This window comes from Myxococcus hansupus (assembly GCF_000280925.3).
Lineage (GTDB): Bacteria > Myxococcota > Myxococcia > Myxococcales > Myxococcaceae > Myxococcus > Myxococcus hansupus.
The window spans coordinates 5524850-5539146 of sequence record NZ_CP012109.1 but is presented as its reverse complement, the minus strand read 5'-3'; the positions used below and the strand labels follow the sequence as shown (position 1 = coordinate 5539146).

8 protein-coding genes and 1 pseudogene are annotated in these 14297 nt (G+C 71.2%); 5 read left to right on the top strand and 4 right to left on the bottom strand.

The annotated features are described in order from the left end of the window. Window positions 1-5: 5 nt before the first annotated feature. From A176_RS21375 to A176_RS21365, 3 genes are read right to left on the bottom strand one after another with little or no spacing between them, the layout of a single operon-like run. Entirely contained in the window at window positions 6-833 is an 828-nt protein-coding gene (locus tag A176_RS21375) for an isocitrate lyase/PEP mutase family protein (protein ID WP_002639112.1), read from the bottom strand. 14 nt (window positions 834-847) lie between these two features. Beyond that, on the bottom strand, window positions 848-1399 hold the full coding sequence (gene ogt / locus A176_RS21370; protein WP_002639113.1) for a methylated-DNA--[protein]-cysteine S-methyltransferase: 552 nt from the start codon (window positions 1397-1399) through the stop codon (window positions 848-850). Beyond that, window positions 1371-2900: an AlkA N-terminal domain-containing protein gene (locus tag A176_RS21365; RefSeq protein WP_002639114.1), complete on the bottom strand. Its 1530-nt coding sequence runs from the start codon at window positions 2898-2900 to the stop codon at window positions 1371-1373. The genes ogt and A176_RS21365 overlap by 29 nt, the downstream gene beginning before the upstream one ends. 195 nt (window positions 2901-3095) lie before the next feature. Here A176_RS21365 and A176_RS21360 point away from each other — a divergent pair. Then, a pseudogene (locus A176_RS21360) lies at window positions 3096-4003 on the top strand (metallophosphoesterase). 20 nt (window positions 4004-4023) lie between these two features. Here the strand turns inward: A176_RS21360 and A176_RS21355 are convergent. Next, a complete protein-coding gene (locus A176_RS21355) occupies window positions 4024-4932 on the bottom strand; it encodes a phosphatase PAP2 family protein (protein ID WP_002639116.1) in 909 nt (302 codons plus the stop codon). A 95-nt stretch (window positions 4933-5027) separates the two neighbouring features. On the opposite strand from A176_RS21355, the gene A176_RS21350 reads away from it, so the two are divergent. From A176_RS21350 to A176_RS21335, 4 genes are all read left to right on the top strand, one after another. Next, entirely contained in the window at window positions 5028-5912 is an 885-nt protein-coding gene (locus A176_RS21350) for a GNAT family N-acetyltransferase (protein ID WP_021781259.1), read from the top strand. A gap of 141 nt (window positions 5913-6053) precedes the next feature. Then, entirely contained in the window at window positions 6054-9293 is a 3240-nt protein-coding gene (locus tag A176_RS21345; RefSeq protein ID WP_002639118.1) for a PD-(D/E)XK nuclease family protein, read from the top strand. Then, entirely contained in the window at window positions 9290-12952 is a 3663-nt protein-coding gene (locus A176_RS21340; protein ID WP_002639119.1) for a UvrD-helicase domain-containing protein, read from the top strand. Before A176_RS21345 ends, A176_RS21340 begins: the two co-directional genes overlap by 4 nt. 12 nt (window positions 12953-12964) lie before the next feature. Beyond that, entirely contained in the window at window positions 12965-14275 is a 1311-nt protein-coding gene (locus A176_RS21335) for an adenylosuccinate synthase (RefSeq protein WP_002639120.1), read from the top strand. Window positions 14276-14297 lie beyond the last annotated feature (22 nt).

Sequence of the window (14297 nt, the reverse complement as noted above, 5' to 3'; positions counted from 1 at the left end):
CGGGCTCAGGGCGCCGCGGCGGGTTTCATCAGGGCGTTGAGGGTGTCGTAGGTGGCCGCGCCTTGGCCCAGCGGCTCGGAGCGTCCATCGGCGAGGAACGCGGAGACCAGCGCGGTGGCTTGCCCCCACAGCGCCAGCGGAATGGTCGATCCACTGGAGAGCCTGCGAATACCCAGCCGTTGCAGTTCGAAGGCGTTGGGGAGTCCAGGGCGGACCAGGACATTGACGGGCAGGGGCGTGCCTCGGGTGATAGCCTGGATTCCCGCCGCATCCACCAGTCCGGGGACGAAGAAGCCATCCGCCCCCGCCGCGCGGTATTGCTCCGCGCGGGCGAGCGTCTCGTCCTGCCGCAGCGCCTCGGGCACGAGCCCTCGGAGGTAGACGTCGGTGCGCGCGTTGATGAAGAGGCGGACGCCGAGCCGCGCGCTGGCCTGTCTCACGTGGGCAATCTTCTCGCACAGGGCGGTGGGCGAGCCCGCGCCGTCCTCGAGGTTGATGCCCACCACGCCCGCTTCGATGAGGCGGGCGGCGTTGACAGCGACCTGGCCCGGGTCGTTGGAGTAGCCCCCTTCGAGGTCGAAGGTCAGCGGCACCCGGACGATGCGGGTGATGGTGTTGACGGTCGCGAGCAGGTGCTCGAACGGGAGGCTGTCACCGTCTGGATATCCATGGGCCCACGCGACGCCCGCGCTCGTGGTGGCGATGGCCTTCGCGCCCAGGCTCTCGAAGAGCCGCGCGCTGGCGGCGTCCCAGGCGTTGGGCAGGATGAGGGGCGCGGGGCCCTGATGAAGCGCGTGGAAGCTCTCTGCGTGGGCGGTGGTGTCAGGAGGCATGGGGTGGGTCCCTTTCAGTCAGGCTGGGGTTGGGAAAGGGAAGGCGGTGCATGGCGGCGCTCGTGGTCGAGCAGCCATTGTTTACGTTCGAGTCCGCCGCCGTAGCCGGTGAGGGACGCGTTCGCGCCCACCACCCGGTGGCAGGGCACCACGACGCCAATCGGGTTGGCGCCATTGGCCATGCCCACCGCGCGCACCGCCTTGGGGCGGCCGATGCGCTCGGCCAGCTTGCTGTAGCTGGTGGTGGCTCCAGCGGGGATGTCTCGAAGCGCGCGCCAGACCTCGCGTTGGAAGTCCGTGCCCGCGGTGGCCACGGGGAGGTCGTCGATGGCGCGGATGTCTCCGCGCAGGTACGCCTGCAACGCCGTGGTCCGCCCGAAGGGGTCGCTCGCGGGGGCCAGCGCGTAGCCGTGCTCTCCGTAATGCAGGCGCAGCAGGCGCATCATCCGCGCTTCGTACTCGTCCCAGTCGACCGCGCGGAGCGCTCCGGCCTCGTCGCAGACGACCCATATCTGTCCAATGGGGGTTGATGCGCGGTCAATGAGCAGTCGCAGCGGCGGAGGCATGGTTGTCTTTCGTGGGCGAGGGGGCTCGGGAACGCTCCGCGTCAGCGGCCCACAGGTGTTGTGCCGCGTAGGCGCGCCAGGGGCTCCAGGCCTCCGAGCGGCGAAGCACCGCGTCGGGCGTGGGCCGGACGCCCGCGTCATCCTCGAGGGCCCGAAGCAGCGCGACGTCCGCGGAGGGAAAGGCATCCGTCTCGCGCACGGCGCGCAGGGCGATGTACTGCGCCGTCCAGTCGCCGATGCCAGGGATGCGCTTGAAGCGGGTGATGGCTTCCTCCAGCGAGGCGCCGGGCTGGAACAGCCGTGGGTCCGCGACGGCCGCGGCGGCGAGACTCGACAACGTCTTCGCGCGAGCCGCGGGCATGCCGAGCCGGCGCAGGTCCTCACCCACCAGCCTTTCGGGACGCGGGAAGGTTCGCAGGAGCCGAGGGTGTCCGGTGGCCTCGGTGAGGGCGGGCTCTCCGTACTCGGCGACCAGCCGGGCGCCCAGGCCGCGCGCGGCGACCACCGTCACCTGCTGCCCCAGCACGGCCCGGACCGCGAGCTCGAAGCCGTCCCAGCCGCCCGGAGCCCGCAGCCCGGGGCGCCGCGCGACGAGGGGCGCCAGCCGTGGGTCGCGAGACAGGTGCGCGCCAATGACATCCACATCCGCGCCCACGTCGAAGACGCGGCGGACCTGGGCCACGACTCCGGGCAGGGCTTGGACCTCCGGAAGCCGGAGCGTCACCAGGAAGCCCGCGCGTCGCGGAGCCGGGGAGACCTCGATGGAGCCCGCGCCCCGCGCATGCGCCACCGTTCGCCGGTAGCGCCCGGCTTCGATGTATTCGAGCCCCGGCAGCGCTCGCGCCTCCAGGTGGGCCAGCATCGACTCCCAGTCGTACGGCGGGCGGTAGGGGATGAAGAGCGTGACGCCCGTGGACGTATGGGTTTCAGGGGCCTTGCTCCTCCGAAGCTCCCGGGGGGGCCGGCCATGGAGCGAGCGGAAGACGGCGTTGAAGCGGCGGACGCTGCGGAACCCCGCGGCGAGCGCCACCTCGGCCATGGGCAGCGACGTCTCGTGGAGGAGCTGCCGGGCGAACAGCACGCGCCGCGTCTGGGCCACCGCGACGGGCGACGCGCCCAGGTGTTGCTGGAATAAGCGCCGGAGCTGCCGGTCCCCCACGCCCAACCGGTCCGCGAGCTCCGTCACGCCCGCGCCTTCGTCATCCATTCCGCCTTCCGCGATGAGCGCGAGGGCGCGGGCGACGGTGTTCGACGTGCCGCGCCAGAAGGCGAGGTCCGGGGAGGTCTCCGGGCGGCAGCGCAGGCAGGGCCGGTAGCCGGCCTCCTGGGCGCCAGCGGCGCTCGGGAAGAAGGTGCAGTTCTCGAACCGGGGCGTCCGGGCGGGGCAGATGGGCCGGCAGTAGATGCGCGTGGTCCGGACGGCGGTGAAGAACCTGCCGTCGAAGCGGGCATCCCGGGTCTGCACGGCGCGGTAGCACGCGGAGGGTTCCAGGGCGGTCATGGGGCTCTGACTCCCATATACGGCGGCCCATGTCTGGCCGCTTTCGGACGTGAATGGACGGGCCCTCGTGGGCGCCACGGGTTGGACGGGCTGCGTCATCGGCTGCCAGGAGAGGAAGCGTTCTGTCTACCACTGGGGAGATGGGATGAAGTCGACTCGACAGGGGGGAGGGGCGCGTGCAGCCTTTTAAGCAAGATGCCGGAACCCCTACTTGTCGCGGCCGTGGGCGACATCCACGGCCGCTTCCACCGCGTGGAGACATGGCTGGACGCACTGGAGCAGGCGCGAGGTCGCCAGGTGGACCTGGTGCTGGCCGTGGGCGACGTGGAGGCCTTCCGCCGCGCGGATGACCACCGTCGCAAGGCCGCCAAGCGCGCCATGCCCGCGGAGTTCGCGGAGTACGCGGACGGGCTCCGGAAGGTGAAGCGTCCGCTGTACTTCATCGGTGGCAACAACGAGGACTTCGAAGCGCTGCACGACCTCCAGCAGGGAGGCGCGTTGGCGCCGAACGTGATGTACCTGGGGCGTGCGGGCCTGCGTGAGCTGGGGGGGCTGCGCGTGGCCTATCTGTCCGGCATCCACGCCCCGCGCTTCGTCGACCAGCCGCTGAAGCCTCCCAGCACCCCGGACATGGTGAAGCAGGCCGGTTATTTCCGCACGCCCGAGGTGGATCAACTGGCCACGTTGCGGGACGTGGACCTGCTGCTGGTGCATGAGTGGCCGCGAGGCATCGTCCAGCGAGCGCGGGACGAGAATCCCTCGCCGCCCAGGCCCTTGCCCTCGTATTGGATTGGCAACCCCGTGACGCGGCGGTTGGTGGACGCGATGATGCCCAAGTGGATGTTGTGTGGCCACTCGCACAAGGGCTTCGCCGTCACGCTGGAGGGGCTCGACCGGCCCCCACGCGCATTGCCTGTCTGGACCAGGCGGCCAGGCCCCAGGAGTCCATCTTCTGGTTGGAGTACGAGGGGCGGCAGGCCCTGCGCGCGGGCTGGGGCGTGTCGGGCGCCGTGGCGTGGACCGCCGGTCAGCGGTGGGACATGGCCTCGTTGCCCGCGCTTCTCTCCGAAGGGGAGGGCACGTCCGCCGAAGCCGGGCTCTGAGGCCCGGCGCGGCGACCGCCCTAGAACGTGCCGGAGAGGCCCGCCATCCGGGCACCTGCCACGGGCGTCACCTGGACCGCGCTGGCCTGGGCGCTCGGGGAAGCGTCACCCTTTCGGCCGTGGAGCAGCATGGGCACCGCGAAGCCAATCGCGGAGCCGAGCAGCGCGCCCGTGGCCACGTCCGAGAGGTAATGCTTGTCCGCGCGCATCCGCAGCAGGCCCACCGAGGTGGCCAGGGGCAAGCCCACGCCCCAGATCCACGCCTGATGCTTGTAGCCCCGCAGCGAGGCGACCGTGCCCGTGGACACCACCAGCGAGAAGGCGAGGCTGGCGTGGCCACTGTAGAAGGACAGGTTGTTGTCGCTGGGGTGCGCGGTGAGGGCCTTCTGGTCCTCCGGGAGCACGTGGACGAAGGGGCGCTCGCGACCGGCGATGAACTTCACCGTCTGGTTGGCCAGCGCGGCGATGGCGGTGCTCTGGACGATGATGGTGGCGTCCTCGGCGAAGAACCGGGTGGGCGCGCCCGAGTCGCGGCCAATGGCGTATTGAAAGCCGAGGAGGCCCACGGGCAGCGCGGCGAACCCGATGACGTTGCTCCATTGGTGCGCCCGCGTCCGCGACGCTTCGGTCGTCCCGACGAGGCCCCGGCCCCACCGGTCCAGGCGGTTGAGGCGGTCGGTTCCGTCGGGGGCCCGGTCACACCAGCGGCACTCCGCCGGGGCCAGGCTGTCTTTGAAGATGGCTTCGCTGGAAATCCACAGCACCCCCGCCGCGCCGGTGATGATGCCATCCCGTGTGGCATTGAAGCGGAGCTCGTGGAGCTTCGGCTCGTCGCCACCACTCTGGGCGGCGGCGGGGAAGGCGGGAACGACAGCCAGCAAGAAGGCAATGGCAACCGCTTGGATGGGTAGGCGCACGGGCGGCAGCATAGGGGGCCCGTCCCATCGTGTTCCAGGGGGTGTTTGCTGAAGCGGTGCGTAGAATGCAGGTGCCCCCCTGGCCTCCGGAAGGAAGGCTCACGCCCATGCACCTGACCGCCGCGTCGGAGTTGCCGCTCCGCGCCCTCTCCACCTTGTTCGCGCGTGCCTTCGAGGGTTACTTCGTCACCGTTCCAGACGCCCCCGTGTTGTTCGACGCCCGCGTGCGCACCGAGCACATTTCACTGGAGGACAGCCGGGTGGCACGGGTGGAGGGCGAACCCGTGGGCCTCGTGTTGATGGCCCGAAGGGGACGGGTGAGCCGCGTGGCGGGCATGGGCGTGCTCCCCGTGTGGCGCAATCGCAGACTGGGCGGCGCGATGTTGCGTCCCTTGATGGACGAAGCGCGGGCGCGTGGAGACGCCCGGATGGTGCTGGAGGTCATCGAGCAGAATGCCCCCGCGGTGGCGCTCTACACGCGGTTGGGGTTCCAGCGCGTGCGCCGGTTGGTGGGCTTCTCGGGCGCGCTCGGGCCCGAAAGCGCTGAATCCACACCGGCGTTGGTGGCAGTGGGCAAGGGCGATTTCGCCAGGCCGTTGCCAGAGGGACTGCCCACGTCCGAGCTGGAAGAAGTCGACCCGGGCGAGTGCGCGCGGCTGTTGCCGGAAGGACTTCCCTGGCAGCTCGCCCCCGCGACGGTGGCGGGTCTGTCCCTCCCGGCGCGAGCGTTCCGGCTGGGACCCGCGGTGGCGGTGCTGGCGGACATCGCGGCCCCCTCGCTCGGGCTGCGGGCCCTGGGCGTGGCCGCGGAGGCGCGAGGCCAAGGCGCCGGACGCCGGTTGCTGCACGCCCTGGCCGCGAGGTGGCCCGGGAAGCCGTTCACGGTGAGCGCCGTGGTTCCCGAGGACCGTTCCGCGCGGTTCTTCGAGAAGGCGGGCTTCACCCAGACGGCGCTGACGCAGCTCGAACTCGCCCTTTCCTTCGCGCCGTAGCGGGCGGGGAGGGCCCCATTCTCGGCGGGCTGGCGGGGAATGCGAGGAGGGCAGACGGCCGGGCACAGAAATGACCTGGGCGGCGGGCTCGGAATCGAGCATGAAAGTCACCCTCCCGGTCGTTCTAGAATCCACCCCGCAATGTCCCTTCGCCCTGGCCGCACCCTTCACGTGTTCCCCGACGCTGGCCGGCGTCAGGCGGCGCTGCGTGCGATGGGCGACGCCAGCGGGCTGAGCGTGGGCGCCCACCTGCTGACCTGGGACGAGCTGCTTCAGAGTCTGGGCGGTGCCCGGGAGCTGAACCGGCGCCCGTGCCCGGCGGTGGCGGCGCGCGCGGTGGTGGCCTCGGTGGGGTTGGAGCTGGGCTCGACGCCGTTCGGCGACTACGTGCGGGAGCCCGCGTTCGCCCGGGCCGCGCTGGAGGTGGTGCTCGACCTGAAGGCCGGGCGCTTGTCGGCCCGTGAGCTTCAAGACGCGGTGGAGGTCCTCCCGCCGGAGCGTCGGACCCGTGGCCGGGCGATTGCGCGCCTGTTCCATCTGTACGAGCAGCGGATGGCGGAGCTTGGACTGGCGGACCGCGAGGACGTGATGCGCGGGGCTCGGGAGGCGTTGGGCCGGGGCGCGTGGCCGGTGGGGTGGGAGGAGCTGAGCACGCTGGTGCTGCACGGTGTCTATGACGTGCGCCCGTCCGGGTTGGAGTTGTTGCTGGCGCTGGCGGCGGCCTGTGAGTCGCGCCGGGTGTCGTTGCGCGTGGAGACGCCGGTGGGCGGCTCGCCGGTGGCCGACGCGGCGCTGACCGCACTCTTCCGCGCCTTCGAGAACCGCGGCGACGCGATGACGCACGTGGACCTGTTCAAGGCGGACGTCACCTTCGAGGGCCGGCCCTTCATCGACCTGGGGCGCCACCTCTTCTCGTCCCGGGCGCCGCGCGACATGTTGAAGGACGCCATGCCGGCGCTTCGCGTGTGGAGCACCGCCACGGCCCGGGATGAGGCCCGCCTGGTGGCGCGTGACGTGCGGCGGTTGCTCTCCGAAGGCGTCGCGCCGGGAGACATCGCCGTGGTGTATCGCGAGCTGGGGCCGGAGGCGGGGTGGCTCGCGGAGTCACTGGGAGAGCTTGGGGGTCCGGTGCGCCTGCCCTGGGGCGAGCCCCTGAAACTCGCGGGGCCGGTCCGGTTGGCGTTGGACCTTCCGCTGCTCGTGGAGGATGGCTTCCCTGCCGAGCGCGTCGCGGACCTGCTGGGCAGTCGCTACGTGCCCAAGCTGTCCCGGGGCGCGCCCGATGCGCCCGCCAGCCTCTTCGCCCAGGCCGCCGTGCGCGATGACCGGCTGGGCGCGGTGCGAGGACGCGGCGCCTACGACGTGCGCCTGGATGGCTTGGCCCGGCGGCTGCTCGCGCTCAGCACCGCGCGCAAGTCCCAGGACACCACCCGCGTCCAGGCCGTGAAGGTGCTCCGAGAGCGGTGCATGCAACTGGTGGAGGCCTGCAAGCGCATCCCGGAGGAGGGCACCGCCGCCGAACTGCTCACCGCCTGGTGGCAGGTGGTGGAGCACCTGGGCATGGTGGCCTCGGAAGGCGCCTTGGAGTCCCGCGAAGAGGGTGGGCTTGGTGCGCGCGCGGTGGATGCGCGGGCTCGGGATGACGCCGCGCGTGAGGCCTTGCGTCTGCGAGTCCAGGGCCTGCTGCGGATGATGAAGTCGGTGGGCGGCGGACCGAAGATGCGCCGCCGCACGTTCGGACGCTGGCTGCGCGACGCCATGGCGGATGCGCACCTGCCGCCCCGAGGTCCTCGCGGCGCCGCCATCGAGGTACTGGACGTGGCCGAGCTGCCGGGCCGCTCGTTCCAGCACTTGTTCCTCGCGGGGCTGACGGAGGGCCGCTTCCCGGGGCGCGATGCGCCGTCGCCGCTGCTGCCCGACGCGGAGCGCTCCGCCCTCAACAAGCACCTGGGGCGCGACGTCTTCCGCCTCACGGGTGGCGAATTCGACGACCGCGCGGCGTGGCGCCTCACCGAGGACCGCCTGCTGTTCGCCAGCGCGCTGGCCGCCGCCGAGTCCACCGCCAGCCTGTCCTTCGCGATGGAGTCCGCGGGGGGGCAGGAGCAGGTGCCATCCGCGTTCCTGGAAGAGGTGCGGCGCCTCACCGCGCTGAAGTGGGAACCTCGCTCCCTGTCGCCCATTCCACCGCTGGACGAGGTGCTCACCGAAGCCGAGCTGCGCCGCTGCGTCGCGCTGGAGGCCTTGTCCCAGCCGAAGCTGCGCGTCACCGAGCCGGACGTGGCGGCCAGGATTCTCCGGCGCCGCTTCGAGCCCGAGGCCTGGTACGCGGGCGCGCGCGAGCTGTCCGAGGTGGAGGTGGAGCGCCTCTTCTTCTTTGGAGACAAGCACGCGCAGCCCGGTCCCTACTCGGGCTCGGTGGACGTCGACACCCAGCGCGAGTCCCTGCGGGAGACCTTCCGCTTCGACATCACCCGGCCGCTCTCGGCGTCGGCGCTGGCGCGCTTCGGCAACTGCGGCTTCCAGGGCTTCTTGTCGTACGGATTGAAGGTGGCCGAGCCGGACGTGCCGGGCGAGGAGTTCGACGCCCGGGGCCGAGGCACGTTCTGGCACAAGGTGGTGGAGGAGGTCTTCGCGGCGCTGAAGGAGAAGCAGCTCCTGGGCAAGGCGCCGGAAGAGGTCCCGGACGAGGTGTTGGACGCCGCGCTCAAGACAGCCATCAAGGACTTCGAGCGCGTGCACCACGTGGGGCATCCGGAGCTGTGGAAGCTGGCGCACGAGCGGGCCCGCGCCATGGCCCGGCGCATCCTGGTGGACGAGCGGCGGGGCCTGCCCTTCGACGCGATGACGCCGGAGAACTTCGAGTTCCGCTTCGGTCCCGCGGCCCGCGACGACAAGTGGAGCAACGTCGTGCTGCACGCGGGCGAGGAGCCCGTGTACTTCGAGGGCACCATCGACCGGTTGGACACGTCGGGCGGTGAGGTGGGCGTCATCGACTACAAGTCGGGCAAATTGGAGACGCGCTCGTTGAGGGCGCGGTTGCTGACGTCGGACTTCCAGCTTCCGCTGTACCTCTACGCGGCGCGGGAGAGCGGTCACAAGGACGCGCGGCAGGCGGCGTGGTTCTCCCTCCGCACGGGCAGGGCCATCCGTCTGTCCGAGGTCATCTCCGATGCGGAGCTGGACGAGCTGCTGTCCAAGGACCCCGAGGTGCGCGCGAAGGTGGCGGAGAAGGAAGGTCTCAACCTGCCCAACGCCGTGGAGGCGCTGGTGGGCACGCTGCGCGAGGGCAAGTTCGCCGCGCGCCCGCAGGACTGCGGGACGTGTGGCTACCGCGCCGTGTGCCGAATCACGGAGCGACGCATGACGGAGGAGGGCGGATGAGCACCGAGCCGTCCCTCCTCGCGCTGGAGCGCAACCTCGCCCTGATGGCGGGCGCCGGCGCGGGCAAGACGTACAGCCTGATCACCATGGTGCTGCACCTGCTGGCCGGCGCGCGTGAGGCAGGCGGCCCGGTGCGCCCGGCGCGGTTGTGCATGCTCACGTTCACGGACAAGGCCGCCGCGGAGATGCGCTCGCGTGTCCGGCTGCGGTTGGACGGGCTGGCGCAGGGCGAAACGCGGATGGACCAGGAAGTGGAGCTGCGAGCCTCGCTGGCGCGGCTGGACAAGCCCTTCCCGCTGCCGGATGCGTGGCGACAGCTTCGCGAGGAGCTGGGCGCGGCCACGGTGGGGACCTTCCATTCGCTGTGTGGCCAGTTGTTGCGCCGCGCGCCGCCCGCGGTGGGCATCGACCCGAACTTCGAGGTGCTGGATTCACTCGAGGCGACGGCATTGGTGCAGGACGTCTGCGAGCGCGTGGTGTTGGACGCGCTGGAAGCGGGCGACGCGCAGGTGCGGGAGCTGTGTCAGGAGCTGGGCTTCTCCGGCTCGGGGTTCTCGGACGGCCTGGTGGCCGCGCTGGTGTCCGTCTACGGCAAGCTGCGCGAGGAAGGACTGCGCGCGGAGAAGGCCGCCGTGAGTGATGCCGCGGAGGCGCGCGCGGAGCTGGACGCTTCGATGACGCAGTGCCTGGAGCTGTGCGCGGAAGCGCGAGGCCTGGACGCGAAGGGCGAATGGAGCCGGCTGCTGGGCGGACTGGAGCGCGCGCTCAACGGCATGACGGCGGAGAACTTCGGCCAGGGGGAGCGCTTCCCCTGGCTGCGCGCCTGCTTCAAGACGGACGGACGCAACTTCGGGAGGCTCAGCAAGGGCGCCGCGGGCCCGGTGAGGGACGTCTACTGGCGCGTCTTCGGCAAGAGCGATGGCTCCGTTCCCCGGCTGGATGATGCCTGGGCCGCCTGGCGCTCCGCGCCCTTCGAGGTGACGTTCCGTGAGCTCCTGTCGCGCGTGGAGGTTCGTCACGACACAGAGCTGTCGCGCCGCAACGTGCTCGACTTCACGTCGTTGCTGGTGAAGTCGCGCGACCTGCTCCGTGCGCATCCGGAGTTCCGCCGTCAGGCGCAGGAGCGCATCGGCGCGCTGCTGGTGGATGAGTTCCAGGACACCAACCGCCTCCAATTGGAGCTGGTGTTGCTGCTGGCGGAGCGGCGCGAGGACGGCCCGCGCGAGCTGGCGCCCGACGTGGACCTGGTAACGGCGTTGCCGCTGGAGCCCGCCTTCCTGTGCGCGGTGGGTGACCGCAAGCAGTCCATCTACGAGTTCCGTGGCGCGGACGTCTCCGTCTTCTCCGTGCTGGCGAAGAAGCTGGAGGACGAAGGGGGCACGCGCGGCTTCCTCCAGCGCAACTACCGCTCCGTGCCGGGCCTCCTGTCGTTCTTCAACCGCGCCTTCGCGGGTGTGCTCGTCGCCGCTGACTCCCGGAACCCCCGGCCCTTCGAGGTCATCTACGTCCCGCAAGAGGACGACCTCGCCGCGGCGAGACCGTCGCTGGCGGATGCGCCGGTGGTGGAGCGGCTGCAACTGGAAGAAGCGGACACGGCGTCGGAATTGCGATGGGCGGACGCGGACACGATTGCCTGGCGGCTGCGGTGTTTGCTGGCGCCAGGGGCGGCTCCGTCGGTGGCCCGCGAGGATGGCGAGGGACTTCGCCCGGCGCGGGGCGGCGATGTGGCCATGCTCTTCCGGACCTTCACGCATCTGGAGGTCTACCGGCAGGCCCTCATTCGCCACAACGTGCCGCACCGCGTGCTGCGCGGGCGAGGCTTCTACGGCGCGCAGGAGGTGCTGGACCTGTCCTCGCTGCTCGCGCTGTTGGCGGACGCGGAGGACGCGCTGGCCTTCGCGGCGGTGTTGCGCTCGCCCTTGGTGGGGCTGCGTGACGCGTCGCTGTTCAGCCTCGCGGGGGATGCGCCCTTGTCGTTGGCGTCGCCCCGGCTGACGGATCCGCAGGTCCTGTCCTCATTGGACGAGCGCGAGCGCCAGCGTCTGTCGCTCTTCCTCGCCGCGCTTCCGGGCTTGCGGCGCGAGCGCGACCGGATGGGCGTGCGGGAGCTGCTGGTGTCCGCGCTGGATGTGACGGGCTACCGCGAGACGCTGGCGGGCTCGCCTTACGCGGAGCAGGCCAGCGCCAACGTGGAGAAGCTGCTGGCCCTGGCCGCGCGCCGCGACGAGCGTGGCACGGGCGGCTGCGTGGCCTTCGCGCGCGAGCTGCGGATGCTGGCGGAGAGCAACCCCACGGAGGCCCAGGCGGACCTGCTGGACGCGGGCGACCCGCGCGCGGTGCAACTGCTCACCATCCACAGCGCCAAGGGCCTGGAGTGGCCCGTGGTGGTGGTGCCCTCCATGTCAGGCCGGCGGCGCGGAACCTCGGGCCGGGCCCACTTCGAGCGCACGCATGGCATCTCCCTGCGCCCGTGGGTGCCGGATTCACTGGATGAGTATTCCTCCCTGCGCTTCGCCGCGGTGCGCGCGGAGCTGAAGGCCCGAGAGGACGCCGAGTACCGCCGCCTGCTCTACGTCGCGCTCACCCGCGCCAAGGACATGCTGGTGCTGGGGGGCGGCCCGGAGTCTCGCGGTGGCAAGGACTCCTGGTGGCACCTCATCGACGACCGCCTGGACGCGGACGTGGAGCTGCGCGCGTTGGTGGAGGACCTGGACGTGGACTCCTTGCCGCCGCCCGCGGATCCTGAGCCGCCAGGTCCGGAGGCCTTGGCGCAGGCCGAGGCGCGCGTCGAGTCCGCGCTGTTGCGAGTCCGTGGCGGGCGCGTGGCGCAGGCCGAATCACCCGGCGCGGCCGTGGCCACCGCGGAGGCCTTGCAGGACTTCATCGCGTGTCCGCGCCGCTTCCATTACGTGCACCGGCTGGGGCTTCGCGGGGCGCCGTGGCCGTGGGAGGTGCCGCCTCGGGGCGCGCCGCCGCTGGTGGAGCCCGATGGCTGGCTGCTCCCGGAGCGCCCCGAGGACCTCACGCACCGACTGCTTCGCGGCGTGGACCTGCGGCTGGCGGCGCCCGGCGTGGATGGCTCGGAGCGGCGGGCCCACTTGGTGGGTTTGCTGCGCGACGCGGGGGCGCTCCCGGAGGACGAGGGCATGGACGCGGTGCTGCGGAGCGTGGAGCGCTTCCTGGGCTCGGCGTTCGCTCGTCAACTCGCGCAGGCGCCTTCACAGTCGATTCATCGGGATTTGCCCTTCGTGCTGGCCCTGGAGGGTGGCGTCAGCGTCGAAGGCGCCGTGGACCTCTTGTGGGAGTCACCCCAGGGGGAGGCCGTGCTGGTGACGTTCAAACACGGTGGTCGGCATCCGTTGGGTGCGGCTGCCTACACGTATGAACTGGCGGCGCTGGGGATGGTGGCTCGGCACATGGTGCGAGAAGGGGTGCCGGTGCGGGTGGGAGTCGTCTTCCTGCGCGAGCCCCAGCCGGAGCCCGAGTGGCTCTCGGGGAGCCGGGGGTTGGAGGAGGCCGCGGGCCGGCTGGCGGGGGCGGCACGGGCCGTGGCACGAGGTGAGGCCCAGGGTGAATGGGATGGGAGGGAGAAGGCAGCCTGCCAGGCCCTGCATTGCGGCTTCTCGGAACACTGTCACCCGGCCCCCCGCGCGTGCTAAGCGGCGGGCACCATGCCGAACGTCGTCGTCATCGGAGCGCAGTGGGGAGATGAGGGGAAGGGCAAGGTCGTTGACCTGCTCACCGAGCATGCCCAGGTGGTCGTCCGCTTCCAGGGCGGCAACAACGCGGGGCACACGCTCGTGGTGGGGGGGCAGAAGACCGTCCTGCACCTGATTCCCTCGGGCATCCTCCACCCGGGGAAGACGTGTGTCATTGGCAACGGAGTGGTGGTGGATCCCGCCGTCCTCGTTGGGGAGATTGACGCGCTGAAGGTGCGCGGCTTCCTCAAGGACGACGCGCAGCTCCTCATCTCCGACAATGCCCACGTCATCTTCCCGTGGCACAAGCTGTTGGACAGCTTCCGCGAGAAGGCCCGCGGTGGCAGCGCCATTGGCACCACGGGCCGGGGCATTGGCCCCGCGTACGAGGACAAGGTGGCCCGGCGTGGCATCCGCGTCCGCGACCTGCTCAACCCGGATCGGCTGCGCACGCGCATCGAAGCGCGGCTGCCGCAGGCGCTGGATGAGCTCAAGGACTTGTGCGCGCAGGCGGGTGACCCGGTGCCGCAGTTGGAGGTGCCGCAGATCCTGGCCGAGTTCACCGCCCTGGGCGAGCGCCTCAAGCCCTTCGTCCACGACGCTTCGCTCTACCTCTCCGGCCAGGTGCGCCGCGGCGCTCGCATCCTCTTCGAGGGCGCGCAGGGCACGCTGCTGGACGTGGACCACGGCACCTATCCCTTCGTGACGTCGTCCAACTGCGTCGCGGGCAACGCGGCGGTGGGCTCGGGCCTGGGGCCCACGGCCATCGACAAGGTGATGGGCATCAGCAAGGCCTACACCACGCGCGTGGGTGGCGGTCCGTTCCCCACCGAGCTGAACGACGCCACGGGCGACCAGCTCCGCAAGGTGGGTGACGAGTTCGGCGCCACCACCGGTCGTCCGCGCCGCTGCGGCTGGCTGGATGGCGTGGTGCTGCGCTACGCGTCGCGCGTCAACGGCCTGTGGGGCATGGCGCTCACCAAGCTGGACGTGCTCAGCGGGCTGAAGACGCTGCAGATTTGCACCGCGTACGAGCTGGACGGCCAGAAGGTGACGGAGCTGCCCGGCGACTACGAGGACCTGGCGCGCGTCAAGCCCATCTACGAGACGCTCCAGGGCTGGGACGAGAAGATCGCCGGCGTGCGGACCTTCGACGAGCTGCCGGAGAACGCCAAGCGCTACGTGCGCCGGGTGGAAGAGGTCAGCGGCGTCCCCGTGGTGTGCGTGTCCGTGGGCGCCGACCGCGGCGAGACGGTGCTGCTCCAGAACCCGTTCCGGAGCTGATCGGGCCCGGGGGCCACGTCCT

Bases quoted from the DNA above. Each gene is read 5' to 3' on its own strand.
- A176_RS21345 (WP_002639118.1), top strand. From the start codon at position 6,054: ATGTCCCTTCGCCCTGGCCGCACCCTTCACGTGTTCCCCGACGCTGGC.
- A176_RS21365 (WP_002639114.1), bottom strand. From the start codon at position 2,900: ATGACCGCCCTGGAACCCTCCGCGTGCTACCGCGCCGTGCAGACCCGG.
- A176_RS21335 (WP_002639120.1), top strand. From the start codon at position 12,965: ATGCCGAACGTCGTCGTCATCGGAGCGCAGTGGGGAGATGAGGGGAAG.
- A176_RS21355 (WP_002639116.1), bottom strand. From the start codon at position 4,932: ATGCTGCCGCCCGTGCGCCTACCCATCCAAGCGGTTGCCATTGCCTTC.
- ogt (WP_002639113.1), bottom strand. From the start codon at position 1,399: ATGCCTCCGCCGCTGCGACTGCTCATTGACCGCGCATCAACCCCCATT.
- A176_RS21350 (WP_021781259.1), top strand. From the start codon at position 5,028: ATGCACCTGACCGCCGCGTCGGAGTTGCCGCTCCGCGCCCTCTCCACC.
- A176_RS21340 (WP_002639119.1), top strand. From the start codon at position 9,290: ATGAGCACCGAGCCGTCCCTCCTCGCGCTGGAGCGCAACCTCGCCCTG.
- A176_RS21375 (WP_002639112.1), bottom strand. From the start codon at position 833: ATGCCTCCTGACACCACCGCCCACGCAGAGAGCTTCCACGCGCTTCAT.